The sequence below is a fragment of the Burkholderia sp. AU45274 genome (assembly GCF_030482505.1).
Taxonomy (GTDB): Bacteria; Pseudomonadota; Gammaproteobacteria; order Burkholderiales; family Burkholderiaceae; genus Burkholderia.
Genome location: NZ_JAUJQE010000003.1, coordinates 609,924 through 635,342 on the forward strand (window position 1 = coordinate 609,924; position 25,419 = coordinate 635,342).

At 68.2% G+C, this 25,419-nt stretch carries 20 protein-coding genes and 1 pseudogene; 5 read left to right on the plus strand and 16 right to left on the minus strand.

Translation table 11 applies throughout. The features are described from left to right. Positions 1-41 precede the first annotated feature (41 nt). Entirely contained in the window at positions 42-2,096 is a 2,055-nt protein-coding gene (shc, locus tag QZM35_RS15290) for a squalene--hopene cyclase (protein WP_301776275.1), read from the plus strand. Positions 2,097-2,121: 25 nt separating this feature from the next. Here shc and QZM35_RS15295 read toward each other — a convergent pair whose 3' ends face one another. Beyond that, entirely contained in the window at positions 2,122-2,784 is a 663-nt protein-coding gene (locus QZM35_RS15295; RefSeq protein ID WP_301776276.1) for an ankyrin repeat domain-containing protein, read from the minus strand. A gap of 199 nt (positions 2,785-2,983) precedes the next feature. Here QZM35_RS15295 and QZM35_RS15300 point away from each other — a divergent pair, with 199 nt between their 5' ends. Further along, complete coding sequence (locus QZM35_RS15300) at positions 2,984-3,355, plus strand: cupin domain-containing protein (protein ID WP_256978496.1); 372 nt, start codon at positions 2,984-2,986, stop codon at positions 3,353-3,355. 27 nt (positions 3,356-3,382) lie between these two features. Here QZM35_RS15300 and ampC read toward each other — a convergent pair whose 3' ends face one another. The 4 genes and pseudogenes from ampC to QZM35_RS15320 all read right to left on the minus strand — a co-directional run bounded on the left by ampC (position 3,383) and on the right by QZM35_RS15320 (position 6,327). Then, complete coding sequence (ampC, locus tag QZM35_RS15305) at positions 3,383-4,552, minus strand: class C beta-lactamase (RefSeq protein ID WP_301776277.1); 1,170 nt, start codon at positions 4,550-4,552, stop codon at positions 3,383-3,385. A gap of 183 nt (positions 4,553-4,735) precedes the next feature. Beyond that, positions 4,736-4,927: pseudogene (locus QZM35_RS15310) on the minus strand (zinc ribbon domain-containing protein); the annotation flags it as partial. Between the two features lie 58 nt (positions 4,928-4,985). Next, positions 4,986-5,798: an alpha/beta fold hydrolase gene (locus QZM35_RS15315; protein WP_301776278.1), complete on the minus strand. Its 813-nt coding sequence runs from the start codon at positions 5,796-5,798 to the stop codon at positions 4,986-4,988. A gap of 70 nt (positions 5,799-5,868) precedes the next feature. Next, entirely contained in the window at positions 5,869-6,327 is a 459-nt protein-coding gene (locus tag QZM35_RS15320) for a hypothetical protein (protein WP_089429914.1), read from the minus strand. A gap of 402 nt (positions 6,328-6,729) precedes the next feature. Here QZM35_RS15320 and QZM35_RS15325 point away from each other — a divergent pair, with 402 nt between their 5' ends. Together QZM35_RS15325 and QZM35_RS15330 are read left to right on the plus strand one after the other, a co-directional pair. Then, entirely contained in the window at positions 6,730-6,864 is a 135-nt protein-coding gene (locus tag QZM35_RS15325; protein WP_006767081.1) for a hypothetical protein, read from the plus strand. A gap of 113 nt (positions 6,865-6,977) precedes the next feature. Next, positions 6,978-7,754, plus strand: a complete 777-nt coding sequence (locus QZM35_RS15330; protein ID WP_174975272.1) for a class I SAM-dependent methyltransferase — start codon at positions 6,978-6,980, stop codon at positions 7,752-7,754. Between the two features lie 103 nt (positions 7,755-7,857). Here the strand turns inward: QZM35_RS15330 and QZM35_RS15335 are convergent, their stop codons facing one another. The 10 genes from QZM35_RS15335 to QZM35_RS15380 form a co-directional block, all read right to left on the minus strand. Then, positions 7,858-10,746 carry a sugar-binding domain-containing protein gene (locus QZM35_RS15335; protein ID WP_301776279.1) on the minus strand — a complete coding sequence of 963 codons (2,889 nt, stop codon included), beginning with the start codon at positions 10,744-10,746 and terminating at the stop codon, positions 7,858-7,860. A 73-nt stretch (positions 10,747-10,819) separates the two neighbouring features. Beyond that, the gene (locus QZM35_RS15340) at positions 10,820-13,495 is read right to left on the minus strand and encodes a glycoside hydrolase domain-containing protein (protein ID WP_301776280.1); all 2,676 of its coding nucleotides are present in this window, start codon (positions 13,493-13,495) and stop codon (positions 10,820-10,822) included. A gap of 453 nt (positions 13,496-13,948) precedes the next feature. Continuing rightward, positions 13,949-15,136: a beta-propeller fold lactonase family protein gene (locus tag QZM35_RS15345; protein ID WP_089430149.1), complete on the minus strand. Its 1,188-nt coding sequence runs from the start codon at positions 15,134-15,136 to the stop codon at positions 13,949-13,951. A gap of 128 nt (positions 15,137-15,264) precedes the next feature. After that, on the minus strand, positions 15,265-16,770 hold the full coding sequence (locus tag QZM35_RS15350; RefSeq protein WP_301776281.1) for a M81 family metallopeptidase: 1,506 nt from the start codon (positions 16,768-16,770) through the stop codon (positions 15,265-15,267). After that, positions 16,767-18,056 carry a Zn-dependent hydrolase gene (locus QZM35_RS15355; RefSeq protein WP_301776282.1) on the minus strand — a complete coding sequence of 430 codons (1,290 nt, stop codon included), beginning with the start codon at positions 18,054-18,056 and terminating at the stop codon, positions 16,767-16,769. The genes QZM35_RS15350 and QZM35_RS15355 overlap by 4 nt, the downstream gene beginning before the upstream one ends. Before the next feature lie 34 nt (positions 18,057-18,090). Further along, positions 18,091-18,792, minus strand: coding sequence for an ABC transporter ATP-binding protein (locus tag QZM35_RS15360; protein ID WP_089429920.1), 702 nt, complete (start codon positions 18,790-18,792; stop codon positions 18,091-18,093). Beyond that, positions 18,789-19,556: an ABC transporter ATP-binding protein gene (locus tag QZM35_RS15365; protein ID WP_089429921.1), complete on the minus strand. Its 768-nt coding sequence runs from the start codon at positions 19,554-19,556 to the stop codon at positions 18,789-18,791. Before QZM35_RS15365 ends, QZM35_RS15360 begins: the two co-directional genes overlap by 4 nt. Further along, positions 19,553-20,596, minus strand: a complete 1,044-nt coding sequence (locus tag QZM35_RS15370; RefSeq protein ID WP_089429922.1) for a branched-chain amino acid ABC transporter permease — start codon at positions 20,594-20,596, stop codon at positions 19,553-19,555. The genes QZM35_RS15365 and QZM35_RS15370 overlap by 4 nt, the downstream gene beginning before the upstream one ends. Continuing rightward, on the minus strand, positions 20,593-21,453 hold the full coding sequence (locus QZM35_RS15375) for a branched-chain amino acid ABC transporter permease (RefSeq protein ID WP_039355129.1): 861 nt from the start codon (positions 21,451-21,453) through the stop codon (positions 20,593-20,595). Before QZM35_RS15375 ends, QZM35_RS15370 begins: the two co-directional genes overlap by 4 nt. 69 nt (positions 21,454-21,522) lie before the next feature. Then, positions 21,523-22,731: an ABC transporter substrate-binding protein gene (locus QZM35_RS15380; protein WP_089459597.1), complete on the minus strand. Its 1,209-nt coding sequence runs from the start codon at positions 22,729-22,731 to the stop codon at positions 21,523-21,525. Positions 22,732-22,959: 228 nt separating this feature from the next. Here QZM35_RS15380 and QZM35_RS15385 point away from each other — a divergent pair, with 228 nt between their 5' ends. After that, positions 22,960-23,814: a FadR/GntR family transcriptional regulator gene (locus QZM35_RS15385; RefSeq protein WP_089430150.1), complete on the plus strand. Its 855-nt coding sequence runs from the start codon at positions 22,960-22,962 to the stop codon at positions 23,812-23,814. A gap of 178 nt (positions 23,815-23,992) precedes the next feature. Here the strand turns inward: QZM35_RS15385 and QZM35_RS15390 are convergent, their stop codons facing one another. Beyond that, a complete protein-coding gene (locus tag QZM35_RS15390; RefSeq protein ID WP_089433883.1) occupies positions 23,993-25,417 on the minus strand; it encodes an aldehyde dehydrogenase family protein in 1,425 nt (474 codons plus the stop codon). Positions 25,418-25,419: the final 2 nt, after the last annotated feature.

Below are 25,419 nucleotides of genomic sequence, written 5' to 3' on the forward strand. Positions count from 1 at the left end.
TAGCACCCGGCGTCTCGATATAAACATTCCGGCCGGATGGTATGATCCGCCGCATGATTACACCGACCTCCTCCCCCTGGTCCGCGCTCGACACCGCCATCGCCCGTGGACGCGACGCCCTGGTGCGTCTCCAGCAGCCTGACGGCAGCTGGTGTTTCGAACTCGAATCCGACGCGACGATCACCGCGGAATACATCCTGATGATGCATTTCATGGACAAGATCGACGACGTGCGCCAGGAGAAGATGGCGCGCTACCTGCGCGCGAACCAGCGGCTCGACACGCATGGCGGCTGGGCGCTGTACGTCGACGGCGATCCGGACGTGTCGTGCAGCGTGAAGGCGTACTTCGCGCTGAAGGCAGCCGGCGACAGCGAACATGCGCCGCACATGGTCCGCGCGCGCGACGCGATCCTCAAGCTCGGCGGCGCGGCCCGCGCGAACGTGTTCACGCGGATCCTGCTCGCGACGTTCGGCCAGGTGCCGTGGCGCGCGACGCCGTTCATGCCGATCGAATTCGTGCTGTTCCCGAAGTGGGTGCCGATCTCGATGTACAAGGTCGCGTACTGGGCGCGCACGACGATGGTGCCGCTGCTGGTGCTGTGCTCGCTGAAGGCGCGCGCGCGCAATCCGCGCAACGTCTCGATCCGCGAGCTGTTCGTCACGCCGCCGGACGAGGAACGCCGGTACTTCCCGCCCGCGCGCGGCATGCGCCGGCTGTTCCTCGCGCTCGACCGCACGGTGCGCCATGTCGAACCGCTGATGCCAAAGGGCCTGCGGCAGCGCGCGATCCGCCATGCCGAGGCGTGGTGCGCGGAGCGCATGAACGGCGAGGACGGGCTCGGCGGCATTTTCCCGCCGATCGTGTATGCCAACCAGATGATGCAGGTGCTCGGCTACCCGGACGACCATCCGCTGCGGCGCGATTGCGACAACGCGCTGGAGAAGCTGCTGGTCACGCGGCCGGACGGCAGCATGTATTGCCAGCCGTGCCTGTCGCCGGTGTGGGATACCGCATGGAGCACGATGGCGCTCGAGCAGGCGCGCGGCGTGGCGGCGGCGGAAGACGGCGAGCCGGGCGACGCACGGCGCGCGCTCGACGAGCGCATCGCACGCGCGTACGACTGGCTGGCCGAACGCCAGGTGAACGACCTGCGCGGCGACTGGATCGAGAACGCGCCGGCCGAAGTCCAGCCGGGCGGATGGGCGTTCCAGTACGCGAACCCGTACTACCCCGACATCGACGATACGGCGGTCGTCACCGCGATGCTCGATCGCCGCGGCCGCACGCATGCCAACGCGGACGGCACGAACCCGTATGCGCCGCGCGTCGCGCGCGCGCTCGACTGGATGCGCGGGCTGCAGTCGCGCAACGGCGGCTTCGCGGCATTCGACGCCGACTGCGACCGCATGTACCTGAACGCGATCCCGTTCGCCGACCACGGCGCGCTGCTCGATCCGCCGACCGAGGACGTGTCGGGCCGCGTGCTGCTGTGCTTCGGGGTGACGAAACGGTCGGACGAACGCGAGTCGGTCGCGCGCTGCATCGACTACGTGAAGCGCACGCAGCAACCCGACGGCAGCTGGTGGGGCCGCTGGGGCACGAACTACATCTACGGGACGTGGAGCGTGCTGGCCGGCCTCGCGCTCGCCGGCGAGGACAAGTCGCAGCCGTATATCGCGCGCGCGATCGAATGGCTGCGCTCACGGCAGCACGCGGACGGCGGCTGGGGCGAGACGAACGACAGCTACATCGACCCGAAGCTGGGCGGCACCAATGGCGGCGAGAGCACGTCGAACTTCACCGCGTGGGCGCTGCTCGCGCAGATGGCATTCGGCGATTGCGAATCCGATTCGGTGAAGCGCGGCATCGCGTATCTGCTGTCGGTCCAGCAGGAAGACGGCTTCTGGTGGCACCGCTCGCACAATGCGCCGGGCTTTCCGCGCATCTTCTACCTGAAGTATCACGGCTATACCGCGTATTTCCCGCTGTGGGCGCTCGCGCGCTATCGGCGGCTGGCGGGCGCGGCGGCCGCGCGGGCGTCGGCTGCGCACGGTGCGACGGCGGTCAAGGCAGCGGCCACGGTGCTCGCCTGAGCGGTAACGTGACGGCGCAAGGCCGTCACACGAAGCCCTCTTCGACCAGCGTGCAGCCGTGCGCCGTGATCTCGTGCCGCTGGCCCGAGCCGCCGACCACGCGGCTCCAGCTCTTCGACACGAGCATGGCCGCGGCGCCGTCGGCGTGCAGCGCGTAACCGAACCCGCCATACATGCCCGGCACGCCGAACCATACGCTGTCGGCCTGCGCGTCGAGTTCCAGCAGCGGTTCGAGTTCGGGCAGGCGCAGCGCGTCGACGCGCAGGTGTGCGATGCGGCCGAGCATCATCTCGTGGAAGTGGCGCTGGATGTCGCGCAGCGTTTCGTCGGGCACGAAGCGTCGCGGCTGCGGCGTCAGCAGATCGATCAGATGCCGATGCCCGCGCTGCGCGGCGATATCGACCGGGCGCGCGCCGTCTGCATCGCGCAGCATGCGCCACGCACCGAGCTGCAACAGTTCGACGACGACCTCCTGCGGCGCGCCGCCGTAGGCAGCCTGATGCAGCGGTGTATAAAGCGACTTCCCGCCAAGCCGTGTCGCGTTGACGAGCTTGTGCTCTTTTGCAATGCAGTCGAGCATCGTCGCCCAGTCGCCGTTGCGCGCCGCATCGGCCAGCGCGTGCCGGCTCGCGACCTGCGCGTCGTCGAGCACATCGGCGCCCGTGATTCCATCCCATGTGATGCCCAACCGTTTTCTCCTTTCGCCTCTCGCGCATCCGGCCGGCGCGTCGTCCGCTCATCATAAGCGTTCGTCACGGCCGTGCGTTCGCGACACGAGACGCGGCGCCGGCAACCGCCAAACCCGCCCGCAAGTATGGAATCATGCGAACGCGCTGTCGGCGCGTTCATTTCACAACGACTCAGCACAACGACTCAGGAGGCCAGCCGTGCTCGACATTACCGCCATCACCGATGCCCTCACCCCGAACGGCGAACCCGTGCAATACCGCGTCGCGCCCGAGAAACTGCTGGCGGGCGACCCGCTGCAGACGCTCACGCCCGGCTTCACGAGCCCGTGCGGCCGCTTCTCGACCGGCATCTGGGAAAGCACGCCGGGCTGCTGGCGGGTCGCGTATACCGAAGCGGAATACTGCGAGATCCTGGCAGGCACGTCGGTGATCACCGACGAGGAAGGCAACGCGAAAACCCTGCGCGCCGGCCATCGCTTCGTCATTCCGCCGGGCTTTCGCGGCACGTGGGAAGTCGTCGAGCGCACGCGGAAAATCTTCGTCGCGTACGAAGCGCAGCCGACGGAATGAGCCGCACCGGCCCCGGCGTCGGAAACGTTACCGCCAGCCGTCGAGCGCCCCGAGGATCCCGTACGCGGCCTTCACGCGGTCCTCGTTCGGATAGCTGCGGTTCGCGAGCATCACGATCGCGATCCGCTTCGACGGGACGAACGCGACATAGGTACTGAAGCCGTTGGTCGAGCCCGTCTTGTTGATCCACGTGTCCGCGCTCGGCGCGAGCGGCGGCTTGATCGCGGCGGCCGGTAGCCCGTCACGCAGCATCTTCATCGAGTTGCCTTCGAGCAGCGTCGGCAGCGCGACCGGATACGGATACTGTTCCCAGATCAGGTCCTGCGTCAGCGGCCCCGAGCGGAAATAGCCGGTGTGCGTGCGTTCGAGCGCGCGCTGCAGGCGCGGCGCGGTTTCGATCAGCCCCATATTCGCCTGCACGAAGCGCAGCAGGTCGGCCGCCGTGGTCCGCACGCCGTAGGCCGGCTGCCACAGCATGCCGCCCGTCATCCGGATCGGCTTGCCGTCCTGCGTATAGCCCTGCGCATAGTCGGCCTGGCGCGCATCGGGCACGTTGATGTACGTGTGCGTCATGCCGAGCGCGGGAAAGAGCCGCTGCTCCATCAGCACCGCGAAATCCTTGTGCATCGCCTTCGCGGTGAGCCACCCGAGCATGCCGACCGACACGTTCGAATACGTACGGTACGTACCCGGCGCGTGCGCGGGCCGCCACGCGCCGAGATAGCGGATCAGGCCCGCGTCGTCGCGGATGCTGTCCGGCACCTGCACGGGCAGGCCGCCGGACGTGTGCGTGCCGAGATCGCGCAGCGTCACGACACCGAACGGCTTGCCCTGCAGCGCGGGCAGATACTTGCCCACCGGGTCGGCCAGCGACAGTTCGCCGCCCTCCTGCGCATCGGCCGCGAGCGTCGCGGTCAGCGTCTTGCTGACGGAGCCGATTTCGAACAGCGTATCGCCGGTGACCGGCTTGCCCGATTGCGTCGACATCACGCCGTAGTCGAACACGTAGGGCTTGCCGTCGGCGATAATGCCGATCGCCATGCCGGGAATCGCGTACTGCTTCATCAACGGCGCGATGTGGCGGGTGACGGTGTCGTGGAGCGCGTCCTGGGTGACGGCGGCCGCGCGGCCGGCCGTTGCGGTGGCGCACGCGGCGACGAGCAGGATCGCGGCGAAGCGTGTCGCGTTGAATCGCATGGTGGCGGTTCCTTTGATTTCTGATGGTTGCGTGGACAACGGTCCGGCCACGCCGTGCGGAAATCGCAGTGGCCGGCCTGCCGAAGCAGGACTATCCCCTGTCGATCCGCCGCCAACAATCGACGATATGTTGCGCGAGACGAAAGAAAATCTTTTGGCGCCGTCCCCTGCCGAACGGCGGGGGATTCCCATGCCTGGCGATGCACGTCCGCATCGGAGCATGTTCGACGCAGCGTTGGTATCTCGATCATGCGAGACACCGCATTCACTTCAGGCCCACGCTCTTGTTCGCAGCCCGGTGAACCTTTTCGGCCGCGTCGTGCCGTCTTTCGACCCGTACGCCGAACAGGGCTGGGTAGAAGAACCGCCTTCGTCGAACGGATGAAATCGGCACAGCGATGGATAACGCGGCCGCCGGCGGGCCGCGCGACCATCACCCCGGCAGCCGCCCGAGAAACGCGAGCATCGCCGCGTTGAACCGCTCGGGCCGCTGCAGCGGCGCGAAATGGCTCACGCCGGGCAGGGTCGTCAGCGTCGCGCCCGGAATCGTGCGCGCCAGGTACGCCGCGTGCTCGGGCCGGATGAATTCGTCGTGCTCGCCCAGCACGATCGTCACCGGAACGGCAATCGCCGCGAGATCCTGCGCGCGGTAATCCGGTTGCGTGCGCATCATTTCGCTGACCGCCGCGACGAAGGCGTCGAACTGGTCCGGCGTCGCGGACAGTGCTGCGTAGTCCTTGCGGTGCCGCGCGAAGCAGCGGTCGAGCAGCGGGCTCGGCACGATCTCCTTCGTCCCGCTCGGGTCCATGTTGCACGCGAAGAAGAACACGCCGGCCGCCCGTTCCGGCGCGCGATCGGCCAGCACGAGCGCGATGCACGCGCCGTCGCTCCAGCCGACGAAGCGCGCACGGTCGACGTGCAGCGCGTCGAGGACCGCCAGCACGTCCGAGGCCATGCGTTCGTAGGAATAGGGTTCGTCGTCGCGCGTGCTGCGGCCGTGGCCGCGGCTGTCGATCACGATCGCGCGGTAGCCGGCCGCGAGCAGCGCCGGCACCTGGCTGCCCCAGTTGCCGCTATGGCCGAGGCCGCCGTGCAGCAGCACGACCGCCGGGCCATGGCCGAACGACGCGTGCCAGATGCGCGCGCCGTCGTGTTCCAGCCATCCTTGCTCATCGGCCGCCGGCAGCGGCGTGCCGCCTTGCGACTCGAAGCGGGCGAGGTCGTCGTCGTTGAATTCCGCATTCATCGTTCAGCCGTCCTGTCGAGGGAGACGTGCTCGCGATTGTAATGCGTGCGGCCGACACGGCCGCGACCGGTCAGGCCTGCGTCGACACCAGCCCGCCCGCCTGCGAGCCGCCCGATTTCTGGATCGCCGCCGCGAGTTGCGAGATCGCAGTCGAAAGCGCCCCCGAGATCGCGCTGGCTTGCGCGCTCAGCGACTGCTGTTCGATCGCCGCGGCCGGGTCGTCCTTCGCGCGCTGGCTCGCGCTCGCGATCTGCTGCTCCAGTGCCGCGAGCTGCTTCTGCAGCCGCTCGATCAGCGCCTTCAACTGGCTGACCGCCGGGTCGTCCGACGACGCGCCCGATGCGCCGAGCGTTTCGCCGGTGGCGCCGGTCGACTCCTTCGTGCCGGGGGTAGCGGTCGTACTCGTCGCACCCGAGGTACTCGTCGCGCCATCGGTGGACGTCGTCGCCGCAGCGCCGGACGAAGCGTTCGCGTTCAGGTTGCCGTCCGCCAGCGGCGAGCGTGTGGTCGTGGAGAAATCGATCTGCATCGTGTCGGTCCGTATGTCGGTAAGCGAATCGTGACTGGGATGAAACTGCCTTCCAGAATGTTTACGGCATTCGTCACACGAAACTTGAGTATCGGGGACGGACTGATTTAGCCGAAGATCGACCGGTTTAGCCGCGAAAGGGCCAGATTGACGGCCCGGCGGCGCTGGTAAAATCGCGGCTTCGCCAGCGGGATGCGCGCGCCGATCGCCTCCGGGCATGAGCACGCAACGCCGCCGGCTTCGACTCCCGCCCTGCCGGGCGCGGCACGCAGTACGTGCCGGCGCCGCGGTCACGGCTGCGCGGGTCGCCTTTTTCGTGCGCCGGTGTGCCCCGCTCGCCCTGTCGAGCGGCGAGCGCCATGCGGCGCGCACGCACTTCATCACGTATTCGAGGAACCCACGATGGCCCGCATCGGCGCCTTCTGCATCACGACGTGGCTTGCCGCCGCGATTCTCTACTTCGGCCAGCACTCCGTCGCGATGATCGTATTGAGCGGTGTCGTCGTATTCGGCGGCTTCGATCTGCTGCGCCCGTAGACACGCCTGGCGACGCCACCGCGCACGGCCGCGATGGCCGATGCGATTGTGATAGCCTCTCCCGCACCATCCGTCAGATGCGCGCGCCGCTGGCGAGAACAGGAGAACGGGAATTGAATCACGACCTGAATCGCCACCCGGCGGCCCTTGCCTGCAAAGTGTGTGCTGCCCACGCGCCCATCTGCGGCCTGGTCGATTTTTCGCGCTGCGGCGCGGACTTCATTGCCGGGAAAAAGGTCGACCCGTATGCGGGGGTGCCGGTCTACTACCATGCGTGCGAGCAATGCGGCTTCACGTGGGCCCCGATGTTCGACAGCTGGACCCACGACGATTTCGCGCAGCATGTCTATAACGCCGACTACCCGCGCCACGACCCCGAGTATCTCGAGATCCGTCCGCAACAGCATGCCGACCTGATCTGCACCAGCTTTCCGGAAATGCGGGAAGGCCGGGTGCTCGATTTCGGCTCGGGGCTGGGCTTGCTGGAACGGAAGCTGGCATCGCGCGGCTTCGCGGACGTGACGTCGTACGATCCGTTCTCGCACCCGGTTCCGCCCGAAGGCAGCTTCGATACGATCCTGTCATTCGAGGTGTTCGAGCATCATCAGGCGCCGGTCGACCTCTTCGACCAGATCATGCGCCATCGGAAGCCCGACGGCGCGCTGCTGTTCCAGACGTCGCTGATCACCCGGGACATCCTCGATCAAGGCATCGATCAGTGGTGGTACTGCGTGCCGCGCAACGGGCACATCTCGTTTCACACCGCCCAGTCCCTGACGCTGCTTGCCCAACGCCACGGGCTCGAATATGGCGCATTCGGCCCGTCGCTGCACGTCGTCTTCGATCGCGCGGCGACACCGCGCTGGCTCGACAAATTCCTCAAGCAGTAGCGGCCTGGCGGCTATCCGGCAGGCCACGAACACCGCGCGCATTCACGCGGCGCGTCACCGGCCCGCTCCCGCTTGGCGCGCCCTCACGCAGCACCCACCTCCGTCAGCAGGCCGCGAACGTCGGCACCGCCGGCGCGACCGCCAGCGCGCGCTCATTGAACACGACCGGCACGCCGCCGAGCCCCAGCCGGCAGTTCGGGCGATCGAGCCGCCACCCGTCGACGCGCAGCGCGACGCGCGACACCGGCGCGCCGCCCGCATGCGGCAGGTCGATCGTGATCTGCCGCTTCCCGCCGGGTATCAGGTTCAGGTAGTTGTCGCTGTAGAACGCCGGCAGCACACGCGCGCCGGTCGACGGATCGAATACCTGCACGTGCGTCATCAACGCGACGGCGGCGCCGAGGTTCGCGACGTCGACCGTGATGCGCGTCGTCACGTCGTCGGCCTCGGCCGACGATGCGTGGACGGATACGGCCGCGCCCGGCATCGTGTCGAGCGACGTGTATGCGTCGTCGCCCCCGTCGCGCTGCCGCCAGTAGACGTTCTCGGCCAGCGCATTGCCGCCCGAATCGGTCAGCGCGAGCGCGACGATGCATACGTCCGATTTCGCGGCGGCCAGCGCCGACGCGAGGTTCGCCACCACGCGATACGACGCCTTCGCGACGCCGCCGACATCCGCGCTCGTCCGGCTGCTCAGCGTGCCATCGAGGTTGTACACGCGCATCTCGACGCGGCCGGTGACGGCCGCCGCCGTGTGATTCGCGATCGTCACGTCGGCCGTGCTCGCATCGAGAATCGCATTGACGCGACGGCACCCGTGCCGCACCGCGAAGAACGACGCGTGCGCCTCGAGATCGTGGCTGTACATCTGCCACACGAAGCTCGGCTGCGCGGGGTTCGTCATCCACATGATCACGCCGGTGGCCGGCGACGTGATCTTCCCGGCCACCGGGCCGATCATCACGGCCGCGTTCGCCTCGTAGATCGAGCGGATGCATTCGTAGTTCATCATCTGCGCCTTGCGCACGAAATCCGCGAGATTCCGGATCGCGCCGTAGCGCAGCGCCGTCATCGCGATGTAGCCGGCGCCGCCCTGCTTGCCGACCGCCGGGTAGTACGCGCCGTTGCCGTTCATGTCGCGATCGGCCCAGAAGTCGTCGGGGCATTCGTACGAGGCCGGCGGCAGCATCGCTTCGACGCATTCGAGCGTCGGGATCGAATGCGAGCCGACTTCGTTGTGAAACGCGACCGACGTCGTGCCGTAGCCGCGGCTGAACGCGGCCTGCGGCGACGCCCAGTTGTACGGGCCGCCTGACGAATAGCCGTTCACCGCGCCGGCGCCCGTATCGCCGGCCGAACTCGTGAGGCACAGGCGCTGCGGATCCAGCTCGGCGACGAGCGCGTCGAGCCCCTTGACGAGTGCCGGCGGCGGCGCACCTTCGTTGCCGCCGCACCAGAGCAGGATCGACGGCCGATGACGGTGGCGTGCGATCACGTCGCGGATATTGTCGAGATCGCGCGGCACGTTGGCCGGGCCCGACCCGTCTCCTTCGGTCGAGAAGAAGAAATCCTGCCAGACGAGGATCCCGTAGCGGTCGCATGCGTCGAAGAAGTCGTCGCTCGTGCTCTGCCCGTTCCAGTTGCGGATCAGGTTGAGGTTCGCGTCGCGATGGAGCCGCACCTGGTGGAACAGCCGCGCGCGCGGAATGCGCTTCAGCGCTTCGTCGAGCCCCCAGTTGCCGCCCATCACGAGAATCGGCAGGCCGTTGACCGTGATGCTCAACTGCTTGCCCATGCCAATGTCGCGCGCATAGTCGATGCGACGCAGGCCGATGTTCAGCGTGCGCTCGTCCGACAGCAGGCGCCCGACCCTGACGCCGACCGTCACCGCATGAAGCGTCGGATCGCCGTACCCGTTCGGCCACCACAGGCGCGGTTGCTTGATCGACAACGCCGCGATCTCCGACGACGTGAGCGACACCTTCGTCGTCGTGCCCGACGCGGGAATCGTGATGTCGTGGCTAAACGGCGCGCCGTTGCCGATCGTGCCGACGAGCGTCGCGACGAGATCGGCGCCCGAGCCGTTGTCCAGTTCGAGATCGAGCCGCAGCTCGGCGCGCGACAGGTCGGCGGACAGCGTGTGCGCGACGTGGATCGCCGCGATGCGCACCGCGCCGGTGGTGAACCAGGTCACCGGCTGCCAGATGCCGAGCGCGCGATCGGGGATCGTCGGCAGCCAGTCCCAGCCCGCCGAGCAGAAGAACGTCGGCCCGTTCTTCAGCGTGACGCCGGTCGGGCCGCCGTTGCGCCCGCCACGCGTGACGCCGCTCTGGTAGCTCGGCAGCAGCGGCCCTTCGGAGAAATCCAGCTTGACCACGCGCACCGCGAGATTGGCCGCGCCACCCGCCTGCGGCACGAGCCGCGAGATGTCGAACGCGCCCTGCTTGAACGCGCCTTCCAGCCGGCCGACGAGCGCGCCGTTCAGCCAGACCTCGGCGCAGTAGTTGACGCCGCCGAAACGCAGCCACAGCCGCTGCCCCGGCTGCCGCGCCGGCGCCGCGAAGGTCGTCCGGTACCAGTAGTCGGTGTCCTTCAGCGTATCGGGAATGGTGTCGGTGACGATGCGGCCGTAGAACGGATCGGGATACTTGCCGTTGACGATCATGCTGTTCAGCACGGTGCCGGGCACCGTTGCCGGCGCCATGCCCGCCACGCCAGCGGCGCCCGACAGTTGCGCCCCGCCGGCGCCCGGCAGGCTGCTCGCCGATGCGAACGTCCAGTTCGTGGCAAGTTCCTGCGTGGCCAGCAGGCTGCGCGCCGGGTCGTTCGGCACGCCCGGCACGGTCGGTGTGACCGTCGCGGGACCGTCGGCGCCCGGCGTGCCGGCCGTGCCCGCTGCCGGATCGATATCGCCGTTGCAGCCGGCGAGCCAGCTCGTACCGGCGAGTGCTGCGCTGTAAGACAGGAATTTCCGGCGCGATGTCGATCGCATGGTGTCGTTCTCCCGGATGGCTTCGTCTCGACGGGCGCGCAGGGTGGCCCCTGCGCGTCGTGCCCGTTTGGGTTTATCGCGCGCCGGCCTCGCGCATGCGCATCGCCGCTGCCGACCCGCCGGCCGTCATCTGCGTGTAGTCCGCGTTCGGCCCGGACGGCGGCGTCAGGTTGTCGGCGGCCGCCCATTGCGTCGGCGTCGCGGACAGCGCGTAGCTCATCGTGCCGCCATTGGCGATCTTGCCCAGCGGCAGCCATGACCCCGCGTAGTCCGCGCCATTGACCTTCAGCGACTGGACATACGCAAACGACGGGCGCCCCGCGCTGTCCATCGTGACCTGCTTGTCGCTTTCGAGCCGCAGCGTCTTGCCGTTGCCGAACCACACCGTGATCCCGCTGAACTGCGGCGTGGACAGCGCGAGCCCCGCCTCCGACGGAATGACCGGGAACATGCCGAGCGCGGCCCACACGTACCAGCTCGACGTCGCGCCCATGTCGTCGTTGCCCGGCAGCCCGTCGCGGGCCGTCGTGAACGCCTTCGACATGATGATCGGGAGAACGTACTGTGCGCCGCTCGGCTGCCCGGCCCAGTTGTACCCCCACGGCGACTGGAACGACGGTTCGTTGCCGATGTACAGGGTGTTCGACGATTCGCCGCCGTTCAGGCTGCCGGAGGACGGCACGGTCGAGAACGGCGTCGTGATCGCGAACAGGTTGTTCAGCCGCGTGACGGCCGCCTGCTTGCCGCCGATCGCGTCGATCAGCGCGCTCCAGTCCTGCGCGAAGGTCCAGAAGTAGTTCGGCTCCGTCGATTCGTGGAACGCGCCCTGCACCAGCGTGCCGGGCGCCGAGCCGGCCGGCGGCGCGTTGCGCGCGGCGATCACCTTGTTCGTGTAGTCGAAGATGTTGCGCCACCACCCGGCCCGCGTGTACAGCGTGCCGATGGTGTCCGGCGTCACGCCGACCGACGGCGCGTTCAGCACGCTGGCGGGCAGCGCCTGCAGGAACGCGGCCGCGGAGCGGTCGCTCAGCACGCGCTCGATGGTCGCCGACGACGAGTGACCGTCATCGCTCTGCGACAGATAGTGGGCCGTCAGGAAATTGGCCAGGCCCGCTGCGCTCGTGCGGTCGTTGCACGCGCTGGACGGATCGAACACCGACTGCTTCGTCAGGCGGGCGGCCGATACCAGGTCGAAATCGGTCGCACCGAACTTGTACGCGCCGGCAATCACGTTCAGCGCGTTGTCGCCCGCCATCGGCGTCGAGTCGTCGCTGCCGTCGACCCAGTGCGGGAACGCGCCGCACTGCAACCCGTCGACGACGAGCGACTGCATCATGTCGCTCGATTCCTTCGGTGCGAGCAGCGCCAGCAGCTGCGCCTGCGACCGGTACGTGTCCCACAGCGAGAAACCCGTGTAGTGGTTGCCCGCGCCGCCCTGCGATCCGTCGGCGCGCCGGAATGCGTAGTCACTGACCTTCGCCGTCGCGCGCGGCGGAATGGTGCCGCTCTGGTCGACCGACTTCGGATAGCTGCCATCCGCGTTCCTGGGCTGGCGCATGCTGCGGAATTCGCCGTTCGTGTCGCTGTAGAGCGTCGGCGTGCCGAACACGCGATAGAGCGCGGTGTAGAACTTCGTCAGGTTCGCCTTCTGCGTCGCATTCAGCGATGCGGGCGTCGCGGCCTGGTCGATCTGGATCGTGTTGAGCCGGTCGTTCCACAGGCCGGACGCGTTCTTGCGTGCGTCGTCGAACGCGAGCGTCTCGCCCTCGGCCTTCAGGTTCGCCTGCGCATTCCGGACGCTGACGGACGACACCCCGACTTTCACGGTGACGGTCCGGTCCGCGTCGGTCAGGTCGAACTGCAGCGTCGCCGCGCCGTTGCTGGCGGTATTCACCGCCGAGGTGCCCGCCTGCTTGCGCAGCGGCTTGTCGAAGCTCGCGTAGAAATATACGGGCGCATTCCATACGGTGCCGTACGGCGTGCAGAACGCCGGCGCCACGGCCTGCCCGCTCATCGACTTGCCGTCGCTCGCGAGCGCCAGCGCGACGTTGTTCGCGGTGACCTTCGTGCTGCCCGAATCGCTGTTGCCGTTCAGCTTCGCGTCGATCGAGAAGAAGCCCTTGTCCTTGTTCGTGTACGTGAAGCGCGCGATGCCGGCACGCGCGGTCGCGCTCAGCTCCGTCACGATGCCGTTCGCGAGACGCACCTTGTAGTACCCGGGCTCGGCCGTTTCATCCGCGTAGCGGTACCCGACGCCGATCGGCCGGCCGCCCGATGCCACGGGCGTCGCCGCGTCGGTCGGCAGCATCGCGACCGTGCCCTGCCCCGGGCACCCGACACCGCTCAGGTGCGTCACGCTGAAGAAGTCGATGGTGCCGCCCGACCCGCCTGTCGACAGGTAGCCGCCCGAGCCGTTGAAGTTGTAGCGCGGCGTGTTCGGCCCGAAATTCACCATCCCGAACGGCACCATCGCGCCCGGGCTCACGTTGCCCGCGTAGCCGGAATCCGCATTGACCTGCGTGCCGATCAACGGATTGACGAACTGCGTCAACGCCATGTCGGTGCGCTTCGGCGGGGCCGGCTGATCCGGCTGGGAAGGTTGCGACGGCCCCGCCGTCGGCGGGACGGTCGACGGCGTGTCGCCTGCGCCGCTGCTGGCCGTCTGGACACTGTTCACGTCGTCGCCGCCACACGCGGCCAATGCCGCGCAAGCCAGTGCGGCGACGAGCAAGAGTCGTGGATTTTTCATTTCTTCGTTTAGTACCGTTAATTAAAACGATTGATCCGGCGCCGACGATCATCCGGCACGCCGCCCGGCTTGCGGGCCCTGCGCGGCACATCGATGCCGCGCGGCGTGGCGTCGGCTGCCCCCCCAAAACGACGTCACGCTGACTTTCAGATGCGAACACCCGGCGACGATCGTTGCCTCCGCAACCGTCTCCACCACCGCCCTGCCTCCTGGAGCGTCACAGGCTTCCCAGGGGCTTACAGTGCCGCAACGACTGTTTATTCACTACAAGAAGTTTCCCGAATTTTCAGTTTGTTTAACTAAACAATCCGGCGTTAAGTGGCTTTGGGTACAAATTTCCGCCATTGTTGCGTTGCAACGGCGGCGCACAGGGGGGTGCTTTGACGGGCGCCCGGCGAACCCGGGCGCCACATGAACCGGCGGAACGGAACGAATGAATGAATGCCGTGCGCGTCAGCGCGGCAACGTCCTCAGCGAAGAAGGCCCGCCCGTCAGTGCAATCCGCTTGCCCGTATCGTGCAGCTTGCCGCCTTCGACCGAATAGAGCGCCAGTTGCCGTTCGACGTTGAACTGCACGATCACGTGCCGGCTGTCGGCGGTGAACACGATGCCTTGCGCGGCTTCGCCGCCGGGCAACTCGCTCACCTTCACGGCCTGCCCGTTGCGGATCTCGAACAGCAGCACCTTGCCGATCTTGTGGCGGCCCGGGTTGTCGGCCGTCAGGTTCGAGCCGTCCATCGCCTGCACGGCGATCCACTTGCCGTTCGGCGAGATCGCGACGCCTTCCGGCAACGACGGCACCGTCAGGTACTGGACCGTGCGGAACGGCGTGCGCGACACGTCGATCAGCGCGACGGTATCGGCGTCGCCCGCCAGCGTGCCCGTATAGCCCGGCAGCCCCGCGAGCCCGACGTTGCTGACGACGGCCCAGCGGTTGTCGCTCGACACGTCGATCGTGTAAGGCGCGACGCCGGTGCTCAGGCGCGACCCGCTGTCGGTCACCTTGCCGTCGTCGACGTTCAGCACCGCGATGCCCTGCTCGTCGCGCAGCGACACGAGCGCATGCTTGCCGTCATGGGTGAAGCTGATCCCCGCCAGCCGCTTCTTGCCGATCTTCAGGTTGCCGTCGAGCGTCACGTTCGTGCCGTCGATACGCAGGATCGACACGCTGCCGTCGACGTTCGCGACGAGCGCGAGCTTGCCCGAGCGGTCGATCGCGATGCCTTGCGGATGCGTGCCGAGCTCGATGCGCGTGATCGACGGCGGCGCGGCGTCGAGATTCACGACCTGCAGGAACGTGTCGAACACGAGCTGCTTCGCGGCCGTGTCGTAGCGCGTCGGCGCGCCGACGAGCGCGAGCTTCGCGTCCGGCGTGATCGCGACGGCCTGCGGCGGCCCCTGGATGCCGTTCTCGACGTCGACCTGCAGCGCGACCTTCGGCGGGAACGTGCTGGCGTCGAGCAGCGTCAGCGTGTCGGCGGGCGGCGAAGCCAGATAGGTGTCGCGGCCCTCGACGCGCTGGTACTTGCCGTCGTTGCCGGACACGATCCAGTCGGCGGCGTGGGCGGCAACGGCCGTCGTGGCGAGGGTCAGTGCGGCGAGCAGGCGCGCACTGCGCGGGCGAAAAGGATTCGAATGCATGTCGGTCGATTCTCCGGATCGGTTGCGGACACAATGGATGGCATCGACCCTGCTGCTCGACGGGTCGGTGCCATCGCATGATGCCCGAAAGCCGGCAAATCCGGCGTTTTGCGCCCGGTCGGTTTCCGTCACGCCGTCCCGCGCGCGCCGGACGACGACCATTCGCCCACCACGTCGAGCGGATACACGGGCCGCGCCAGCCGCTCGTATTGGAACAGCCCGTAGTCCGACCCCGTCACGCCGCGGCTGTCGCATTCGACCAGCGCGGCTGCGATCGGCACGAACACCGGCCGGCAATACATCCGCGACTTCAGCAGCAGGAAGCGCGCGCGGCGTGGATCGACGCCGACGCTCTCGAACACACCGAGATCCCACGGCTCCTGGGTCCGCTCGGTGATGACCAGCGTGGCCGCGCCGATGTCGAGCACGGCCGTGCGGCCCATGTACGCACGCTGGCCCGTGTAAGTGGGCCCCGTGATCACGTATTCGCCGTCGGTGAGCGCACGCACGACGCCGGTCGCGCGGAACGGCTCGCGCCGCACGCCGCCGTGCGACGGCAGGCGGTTGCCGACCGATACCGTGACGGTCGCGCCGACACCCGCGTCGATCAGCGCTGCGACGGCCTGCGGGTCGCACAGCGGCCCGCTGACGATGCCGTCGAGCCCGTGCGCAAGCGCGGCCTCGAGCAGGTCCATCGTGTCGCACGGGCCGCCCGACATGCAGTTGTCGCCGTGATCGAGCATCAGCACGGGGCGATCCGCGCCGTGCGCGAGCGTCGCGGCCTGCGCAACCGATTCAGCGAGCGGCGCGCTGCGATAGACGAAATCGTCGCGCGCGTCCCAGATCTGCCGCGCGATGCGCTCGGCCACCGCGTCGGCGGCGGCCCGGTCGCCATCGGCCACCACCACCACGCTGATGCACGGCGCGGGAATGTCCGCGAGCGAGAAGCCGGGCAGCACCGAAACCGCGAGCATCCCGTCGGCCTCGGCGGCGCGCGCGGCCTCCACCGCGCGCCGCATTGCGCCTTCCGCGCTCGCACTGCGCAGCGTCGATGCCATCAGCGGCGGCTGCCGCCACGCGAGCACGGGCCGCGCGCGGCCGTGCAACCGGTCGAGCAGCACGCGCGCCGCATGCTCGCCCGTCTCGTACATATCGACGTGCGGGTAAGTCTTGAAGCTGACGATCACGTCCGCGTGATCGATCATCTTCTGCGTGACGTTCGCATGCAGGTCGAGCGCGACCGCGATCGGCACGTTGGGCAGCGCCGCGCGCACACGCTCGAGCAGGTCGCCCTCGCCGTCCGCGCTCTGCTCGGCGACCATCGCGCCGTGCAGGTCGAGCATCACCGCGTCACAGCCGGGCGCGGCCGCGACGATCGCGTCGCAGATCGCCGCATACGCGTCGGCCGCGACCGGCCCGCTCGGGTTCGCGGCCGCCGATACGGGCGTCACGATGTCGGCGCCTTCACGTTCGGCCGCGTCGAGGAACGCGGCCATCGCGGTGCGCATCCCGCGATTCGCGCGATCGGCGTCGTCGCCCCAGTCCGGGCCGTTGCGGCCGAACGCGGCAAGCGGCGTCGGCACCGGCGAGAACGTGTTGGTCTCGTGGTTCATCCGTGCGATCAGGATTTTCATCGTGCGCGGCCCTCCGCGATCCCGGCAGCGCCGAGCATCGCGTGCAGCAACACGTTGCAGCCGGCCTCCAGATGCGCGGGATCGGCCTCCTCGATCTCGTTGTGGCTGATCCCGTCCTTGCACGGCACGAAGATCATCGCGGTCGGCGCCACGCGCGCGAGATACACGGCGTCGTGGCCCGCCCCGCTGATCACGTTCATCGACGACAGCCCGAGCGCACGCGCGCCCGCACGCACCTGCTCGACCAGCGTCGCGTCGAACGGCTGCGGCGGGAAGTACACGACCTGCTCGACGTCGATTGGCATGCCGGCCGCTGCGCCCAGGTCGGCGCACGCCGCACGCAGCTCGGCATCCATCGTCGCAAGCGTCGCATCGTCGGCTGCGCGCAGGTCGACGGTCAGCGTCACGCGGCCCGGAATCACGTTGCGCGAGTTCGGGTGCACGTCGACCCAGCCGACCGTGCCGCGTCCATGCGGCGGATGCGCGCACGCGATGTCGTTCACCTTGCGCACGAGATCGGACGCGACGAGCAGCGCGTCACGCCGCAGCGCCATCGGCGTCGGGCCGGCGTGCGCCTCGATGCCGTGCACGGTCACGTCGTACCAGCGCTGCCCGAGCGCGCCCTCGACCACGCCGATCGTCGTGTCGTGCGCCTCCAGCACCGGGCCCTGCTCGATATGCGCTTCGAAATACGCGCCGACCGGATGCGCGCCGCGCCCGTCGTTCGCATCGCCCGCATAACCGATCGCGGCCAGCGCGTCGCGCACCGACACGCCGTCGCGGTCGCATTGAGCGAGCGCATGGTCGAGCGTGAACGCGCCCGCGAACACGCCGGAACCCATCATCACGGGCACGAAGCGCGACCCTTCCTCGTTGGTCCACACCGCGACCTCGAGCGGCGCCCGCGTGCGCACGCCCGCATCGTCAAGCGTGCGCAGCACTTCGAGGCCCGCGAGCACGCCGTAGTTGCCGTCGAACTTGCCGCCGGTCGGCTGCGTGTCGATATGGCTGCCCGTCGTCACGGGCGGCAGGTCGTCGCGTTCGCCCGCGCGCCGCGCGAAGATGTTGCCGATCGCGTCGACGCGCACCGTGCAGCCGATTTCCTTCGCCCACGCGGCGAACAGGTCGCGCGCCTCGCGATCGAGTTCGGTGAGCGCGAGGCGGCACACGCCCCCTTTGTCGGTCGCGCCGATTCGCGCGAGACGCATCAGGCTGTCCCACAGCCGTGCGCCGTCGACGCGCAAGCCGGACGCCGCGACGCCCGGTGTCGAATCCTGAACTTGCATCGATGGAATTCCTCGCAATGAAAGGACGCGGCGCTTACGCGACACCGACGCCCAGGTAACGGTCCTTCACCTCGTGATCGGCCGCGAACGCCGCGTTGCTGCCTTCGTAGACGATCACGCCCTGTTCGATCACGAAGTGGCGGTCGGCGAGCTGCGTGCACACTTCGAGGTTCTGTTCGACGAGCAGGATCGCCACGCCGGCCGCCTTGATCCGCTTCAGCTGCTCGACGATCTCCTCGACGATCACCGGCGCGAGCCCTTCCACCGGCTCGTCGAGCATCAGCAGCCGCGGGTGGTTCATCAGCGCGCGGCCGATCGCGAGCATCTGCTGCTCGCCGCCCGACAACTGCGCGCCGCCGTTGCGGCGGCGCTCCTTCAGGCGCGGGAAGATCCGGTAGATGTCGTCGAGCTGCCACGGTGAATCGCGGCGCGCACCGAGCCGCAGGTTCTCCTCGACCGACAGCAGGCGGAAAATCCCGCGATGCTCCGGCACGAAGCACAGGCCGCGCGCGGCGATCCGGTGCGCGGGCTGCCCGGACACCGGCCGGCCCGCGAACGTCACCGTGCCGCCGGTCGGCGCGACGACGCCCGCGATCGTCTTGAGCGTCGTCGACTTGCCCGCGCCGTTGCGGCCGAGCAGCGTCACCGTCTCGCCTTCGTCCACGTTCAGCGAAATGCCCTGCAGGATGTGGCTCTTGCCGTAGCAGGCATGAACGTCCTTCACGTCGAGCATCATGCGCGGCCTCCCGTGATCATGTTGCCGAGATACGCGCTGCGCACGCGCTCATCGCCGCGAATCGCGTCCGGCTTGCCTTCGACCAGCACGCGGCCCTGCTGCATCACCGTAATCGTGTCCGAGATGTCCATCACGATGCCCATGTTGTGTTCGATCAGCACGACCGTGTAGTCGTCTCGCAGGCCGCGGATCAGTGCCTTCATGTCGTCGAGATCGTCGATCCCCATGCCCGACGTCGGCTCGTCGAGAAAGATCGCGCGCGGTCGCGCCGCCAGCGCCATCCCGACCTCGAGCCGGCGCTGCTGGCCGTGCGACAGCACGCCCGCCGCCGTATCGGCGAAGCGCTGCAGGCCGAGCCGCTCGAGCACGTCGTCGACGATGCCGTCGTGCGCGAGCGCACCGCGCGGCGCCGCCCACGGATTCAGCGCGCGCCGCGCTTCGACGCCCTGCGCGGCGACGCGCAGGTTCTCGCGCACGCTCAGGTTCGGAAACAGGCTCGTCACCTGGAACGAGCGCGCGATGCCGCGCCGCACGCGCTTGTGATCGGGTTCGCGCGACACGTCGTGACCGTCGAACAGGATCGAGCCCGACGTGATCGGCAGCGTGCCCGTCAACGTATGGAACAGTGTCGTCTTGCCGGCGCCGTTCGGCCCGATCACCGAATGCACGGTGCGCGGCATGATCCGCAGGTCGACGCCGCCGAGCGCCGTGAACTTGCCGTAGCGCTTGACGATGCCGCGCGCCTCGAGAATCGCTTCGCTCATTGCTGCTCCCCGGTCGTCGTCGCCGTCCGTGCGCCGCGCCGCAGCGACGCCGCGACGCGTTCACCCAATCCCCACAACCCGCGCTGCATGAACAGGCTGACCGCGATCAGCACGAGGCCGAGCAGCAGCAGCCAGCGCGGCCACAGCGTCGACAGCCAGTCCGCGAACAGCACATAGAACGCCGCGCCGAGCACCGACGCGAACAGGTTGCCCGTGCCGCCGATCACCGTCATCACGAGGATCATCTCGCTCGTGTGATAGTCGATGTTCGACAGCGGCGCGATGCCCGTCATCAACGCGTGCAGCGCACCGGCGAAACCCGTGACCGCACCCGACAGCACGAACGCCGCGAGCTTGAAGCGCTTCACGTCGTAGCCGGCCGCCGCCGCGCGCGCCTCGTTGTCGCGGATCGCGAGCAGCGTACGGCCGAACACGGAGCGCGACACGCGCAACAACAGCCAGAACACCGCGACGAACAGCACCGCGACGAAGCCGTAGTAGCGCCACGGTGAATCGAGCGAGACGAGCGGATGCCCGAACAGGGACAGCGCGGGGCGCGGGATGTCGAGCAGCCCGTTGTCGCCGCCCGTGAGGTCCGGCGTCGTATAGGCGAGAAAGTAGAACAGCTGCCCGAACGCGAGCGTCAGCATCACGAAATAAGTGCCGCGCTGCCGGATCGAGAACCAGCCGACGAGCGCGGCCGCGACGGCACCGAGCACGGTGGCGGCCACCAGCGCGGCAGTCACCGATGCGACGCCGTGCGTCAGCACCAGCCCCGCCGCGTAGCTGCCGAGCCCGAAGAAGATGCCCTGCCCGAACGACAGCAGCCCCGTGTAGCCGAGCAGCAGGTTGCAGCCGAGGGCGGCGAGCGCGAACACCAGCACCTCGGTCGCGAGCGAGCCCGAGCTCAGCGCAACCGGCAGCGCGCACACGACGGCCACCGCGAGCCAGCCTTCCGGCCGCTGCCATGCGCCGCGCCACGGCCGTGGGCGTGACGAGGCCGCCGTCCCGGGCGGCAGCGGTTTCGACGATTCGATCATGCGGCCCTCCCCAGCAACCCGTTCGGACGCAACAGCAGCACGGCCGCCATCGCGACATAGATCATCAGCCGCGCCCCTTCCGGCCACAGCGTGCTCATCAGGCTCTGCACGATGCCGACCAGCAGCCCGCCGACCAGCGCCCCGAGAAAATTCCCCATCCCGCCGACGACGACCACGACGAACGCGACACCGAGCGCCTCGATGCCCATGAACGGGTCGACGCCGCGGATCGGTGCGGCGAGCACGCCCGCGAGCGCGGCCGTCGCCGCGCCGAGCGCGAACACGAGGCTGAACACGCGCGTCACGTTGATGCCGAGCAGCGACACCATCTCCGACGATTCGCTGCCCGCGCGCACCGTGCTGCCGAGCCGCGTGCCTTCGAGCACCCACCACAGCAGCGCGGCGAGCACGGCCGTGAACGCGATCACGAACAGCCGGTATTTCGGGTAGACGAAGCCGCCCCAGATCACGACGCCGTTCAGCGCGTCGGGTGGCGGCACGTTGTCGCCGAGCGGGCCCCACGCGAGGATCGCGCACTCCTGCAGCACGAGCGCGAGCCCGACCGTCGCGAGGATGTGGAATTCGTGCTGCTGCGCGTACACATGACGCAGCACGAGCTTTTCGACGCTCCACGCGAACGCGCCGACGACGAGCGGCACGACCGCGAGCGCGACCCAGAAATTCGCCGACCATTGCAGCGCCTGGTAGCAGAGATACGCACCGAGCAGGTAGAACGCACCGTGAGCGAAGTTCACGAAGCGCAGCAGGCCGAACACGATCGACAGGCCGACGGCGAGCAGGAAATACAGCATGCCCACGCCGATGCCGTTGACGATCTGCAGCAGATAGACGTTCATGGCTTCCGTGTCAGAAAGGAAGGTAACGGACGTCCGCGGCGCGCGACGGCCGCGGACGCATGCACTGCGTCACGCGAGCTTGCAGCTCGTCTTGTCGACCGGCAGGAACGACTGGCCCGAACTGACGATGTCGGCGTAGTCGTCCGCGTTCTTCATCCGGCTCTTCGGCTTGCCCTTCAGCAGGTAGTAGTTCTTCAGCACCTGGTGATCGCCCTTGCGGATTTCCTCCGGGCCCGTGAGGCCGTCGTACTTCATGCCCTCCATCGCCGCGACCACCTTCTTCGGATCGGCGCTGCCGGCCTTCACCATCGCGTCGACCAGGATCTTCGAGCAGATGTAGGAACCCGCGAGGCTGTAGTTCGGGTTCGCCTTGAACGTGGCGTTCGCGCGCTTCACGAGGTCGCGGTTCAGCGGCGAATCGATGCCGTGCCAGTACTGCGCGCCGAAATACACGCCGTCGCAGATGTCGGGCCCGAGCGCCTCGAACTGCTCGAGGCCCGATGCCCACGCGAGCAGGATCGTGCAGTTGCGCTTCATCCCGAAGCTGACGGCCTGGCGCAGCGTGTCCGACGACTGCGAGCCGAAGTTCAGGATCAGCAGCACGTCCGGCTGCGCGGCCGCCGCGTTCGTCAGGTAGCCGCTGAACTCCTTCTCGGCGAGCGAGTGGTAGCTGTTGCCGACATGCTCGATGCCCTTTTCCTTGAAGATCGCCTTCGCGGCCGACAGCAGGCCCTCGCCGAACACGTATTGCGGCGTGATCGTGTACCAGCGCTTCGCCTTCGGCAGCATCTGGGTCAACGGGCGCACCGTCTGCTCGATCGCGCCGAAGGTCGGCACCGACCAGCGGAACGTCGCGGCATTGCAATCCTTGCCGGTGATCTCGTCCGCGCCGGCCGTCGTGATGAACACGCCGCCCGCCTTCTGGACTTCCTTGCCCATCGCCAGCGACTCGGACGACAGGATGCCGCCCGCGAAGAAACGCACGCCCTTCTGCTGCGCGATCTCCTGCACGCGCCGCACGGCGGTCGCGGGCTTGCCCTCGGTGTCGAGCGCCGTGTAGGCGAGCGGCGCGCCAAGCACCTTGCCGTATTGCTGGACGATGAGCTGCATGCCGAGATCGGCGTACTTGCCGTTGGCCGCGAACGGCCCCGACATCGGCACCGGGCATGCGAGCTGGATGGACGAACCCTGCGCGAACGCGGCGCGGGACGACATGCTGCCGAGCGCACCCGGCACGGCCGACAGCGCGGCCAGTTTCAACAGTTCTCGGCGATTCAAGTTGACGCTCCTGATAAAGGGGGACACACGCGATGCGACCGACTGCCAAACCGTGCCCACGCCCTGCAGGATGCGCGCCGCCGGTTGATTCTATTTATCATGATAAATAGAATGAACCTGATGCTAGAGTTGATCAAAATTGGTGTCAATCAGGCAAAATTCCGTACCCGCGCCGGAACGGATCGTCGACGATGACGCGGCGCGCAGTCAGACAAAGGAGTCGTGAAGATGGTCATGGACCGAGCCAGGGCGGGCCTCGCGGTCGAAATCAAGCAGCCGAAGCGGGCCGACCTCGTCGCCGAGGAGATCAAGCGGCTGATCACCGAGAAGGACCTGAAGCCGGGCGATCGCCTGCCGCGCGAAGCCGAGCTGCAGCAGCTCTATGCGGTGAGCAAGAGCACGATCCGCGAGGCGCTGAAGTCGCTCGAGGTGCAAGGACTGATCAAGGTCACCACGGGGCCGTCCGGCGGCGGGATGGTCGTCGAGGTGCCGCTCGACCGCACGTTGCAGCTGCTGCAGAACTACCTGTTCTTCAAGGACGTGACGATCGACGACATCTACACCGTGCGCAAGCTGCTCGAACCCGAGCTGGCGGCCGGTGCCGTGCCGCATCTGGGCGAGCGCGACTTTGCGGCGCTGGAGGCGAACATCGCGTGCTGCGACGGCGCGTCGGGCGTGCACGACCGCGGGCACATGCTGCGCCAGCGCCAGGAGGACACGACGTTCCACGACATCCTCGCGGCCGCGAACCCGAACCCGTTCCTGCGCTTCAGCTGCGAGCTGATCAACGAGATGATCCGTCAGCTGATCGAGTTCCGGAACGATACGCCGCTCGTGGAGCACAAGCGCTTCGGCGAAGCGAACGTGTCGATCCACAAGGCGATCCTGCAGGCCGCGCGCGAGCGCGACGCCGAGCGCGTCCGGGCGCTGATGGTCGAGCACATGACCGAGGCGCCCAAGCATGTGAAGCGGATGAAGGGCAAGCTGCGCGGGCGGTTGATCCTCGATTCCGAGATCCGCCGGCGGGCCGCCGCGCCCGTTGCGGGATCCGATGCGGGCGCAACGGATCCCGACGAGGACTGACTGCCGGCGAGCGCGGCGTCGGCGCGACGCCGCGTGCTCCGCAGCGCACGGGAAGTATCAGCCACGCGGTCACTGCCGACGCCGTGCGTGGCCGTGGCGGCCGGCCGCCGCGAGCGGCGCAGGCAATCGCGCATGCGCGCCGCGATTCACCCGGGCGGGCGCCGCATCGTGCGGACGCTCACGCGTACCCCGTCGTGCCCTTCGTCTCCAGATACTCGACGAGGCCGAACTCCGCATACTCGCGGCCGTTGCCCGAGCGCTTGTAGCCGCCGAACGGCGCGGCCGGATTCCATGCCGGGTAGTTGATGTGGACGTTGCCGACCCGCAACCGCGCCGCCACCCTGCGCGCACGCTCGATATCCTTCGACTGCACGTAGGCCGCGAGCCCGTAGACCGAATCGTTTGCGAGCGCGACGGCTTCTTCTTCGGTCCGGTAGGTCATGATCGACAGCACCGGCCCGAAGATTTCCTCGGTCGCAATCGTCATGTCGGGCGTGACGTTCGAGAATACCGTCGGCCGCACATAGAACCCTTCACCGAGCCCGTCAGGCCGCCCCGGCCCGCCGGCGACGAGCGTCGCGCCCTCCTCGATCCCGAGCCGGATGAAGTGCTGGATGCGGTCGAACTGCGTGCGGCTGACCACCGGCCCGATACCGGTTTCCGTCGAACGCGGATCGCCGACGACCGTGCGCTCCGCCTCCCGCCGCGCGGCCTGCTCGGCCAGCGCCAGATGATCGGCATGCACGAGCATGCGCGTCGGCGCATTGCACGACTGGCCGCTGTTGCTGAAGCAGCTGCGCACGCCACGCGTGACCGCGTCCTCGATATCGGCGTCGGGCAGGATCAGGTTCGGGCTCTTGCTGCCGAGTTCCTGGTGCACGCGCTTCACGGTATCGGCGGCCGCCTTCGCGACCTCGACACCGGCGCGCGTCGAGCCCGTGAACGACACCATGTCGACATCCGGATGCCGCGACAGCGCGTCGCCCACTTCGTGCCCGTAGCCGTGCACGAGGTTGAACACGCCGGGCGGCACGCCGGCTTCGTGCAGGATCTCCGCGAACAGGATCGCGCTGAACGGCGCGATCTCGCTCGGCTTGAGCACCATCGTGCAACCGGCCGCGAGCGCCGGCGCGACCTTGCATACGATCTGGTTGATCGGCCAGTTCCACGGCGTGATCAGCGCGCATACGCCGATCGGCTCGTGCGACACCAGCAGCGAATCGGTCTGCGTGCTGAAGCGGAATGACTGCAACGCGCGGATCGTCTGTTCGAGGTGCGCGGTGCCGACGGCCGCCTGCATCGCGCGCGCGAATGCGATCGGCGCACCCATCTCCTGGCTGATCGTCCGCGCGACCTCCTCGTAGCGGCGCTGGTAAATATCGAGCACGCGCCGCAGCAGCGCGACGCGCTCGTCCACCGGCCAGCGCGAATACGTGTCGAAAGCCTGCTTCGCCGCGCCGACCGCGCGATCGACATCGGCCGCATCGCCGATCCTGAGCTGCGCATACGGCCGCGCCGTGCTCGGGTCGATCACGTCGATCGATCGTGCATCGGCCGGATCGAGCCACTGGCCGTCGATATACGACTGTTGTGTCGTTCTCATCG

What these genes read in the sequence shown, in the direction of transcription:
- shc (WP_301776275.1), top strand. Translation starts at nt 42, where the DNA reads ATGATCCGCCGCATGATTACACCGACCTCCTCCCCCTGGTCCGCGCTC.
- ampC (WP_301776277.1), bottom strand. Translation starts at nt 4,552, where the DNA reads ATGCGATTCAACGCGACACGCTTCGCCGCGATCCTGCTCGTCGCCGCG.
- QZM35_RS15315 (WP_301776278.1), bottom strand. Translation starts at nt 5,798, where the DNA reads ATGAATGCGGAATTCAACGACGACGACCTCGCCCGCTTCGAGTCGCAA.
- QZM35_RS15320 (WP_089429914.1), bottom strand. Translation starts at nt 6,327, where the DNA reads ATGCAGATCGATTTCTCCACGACCACACGCTCGCCGCTGGCGGACGGC.
- QZM35_RS15325 (WP_006767081.1), top strand. Translation starts at nt 6,730, where the DNA reads ATGGCCCGCATCGGCGCCTTCTGCATCACGACGTGGCTTGCCGCCGCG.
- QZM35_RS15335 (WP_301776279.1), bottom strand. Translation starts at nt 10,746, where the DNA reads ATGCGATCGACATCGCGCCGGAAATTCCTGTCTTACAGCGCAGCACTC.
- QZM35_RS15340 (WP_301776280.1), bottom strand. Translation starts at nt 13,495, where the DNA reads ATGAAAAATCCACGACTCTTGCTCGTCGCCGCACTGGCTTGCGCGGCA.
- QZM35_RS15345 (WP_089430149.1), bottom strand. Translation starts at nt 15,136, where the DNA reads ATGCATTCGAATCCTTTTCGCCCGCGCAGTGCGCGCCTGCTCGCCGCA.
- QZM35_RS15350 (WP_301776281.1), bottom strand. Translation starts at nt 16,770, where the DNA reads ATGAAAATCCTGATCGCACGGATGAACCACGAGACCAACACGTTCTCG.
- QZM35_RS15355 (WP_301776282.1), bottom strand. Translation starts at nt 18,056, where the DNA reads ATGCAAGTTCAGGATTCGACACCGGGCGTCGCGGCGTCCGGCTTGCGC.
- QZM35_RS15360 (WP_089429920.1), bottom strand. Translation starts at nt 18,792, where the DNA reads ATGATGCTCGACGTGAAGGACGTTCATGCCTGCTACGGCAAGAGCCAC.
- QZM35_RS15365 (WP_089429921.1), bottom strand. Translation starts at nt 19,556, where the DNA reads ATGAGCGAAGCGATTCTCGAGGCGCGCGGCATCGTCAAGCGCTACGGC.
- QZM35_RS15370 (WP_089429922.1), bottom strand. Translation starts at nt 20,596, where the DNA reads ATGATCGAATCGTCGAAACCGCTGCCGCCCGGGACGGCGGCCTCGTCA.
- QZM35_RS15375 (WP_039355129.1), bottom strand. Translation starts at nt 21,453, where the DNA reads ATGAACGTCTATCTGCTGCAGATCGTCAACGGCATCGGCGTGGGCATG.
- QZM35_RS15385 (WP_089430150.1), top strand. Translation starts at nt 22,960, where the DNA reads ATGGTCATGGACCGAGCCAGGGCGGGCCTCGCGGTCGAAATCAAGCAG.
- QZM35_RS15390 (WP_089433883.1), bottom strand. Translation starts at nt 25,417, where the DNA reads ATGAGAACGACACAACAGTCGTATATCGACGGCCAGTGGCTCGATCCG.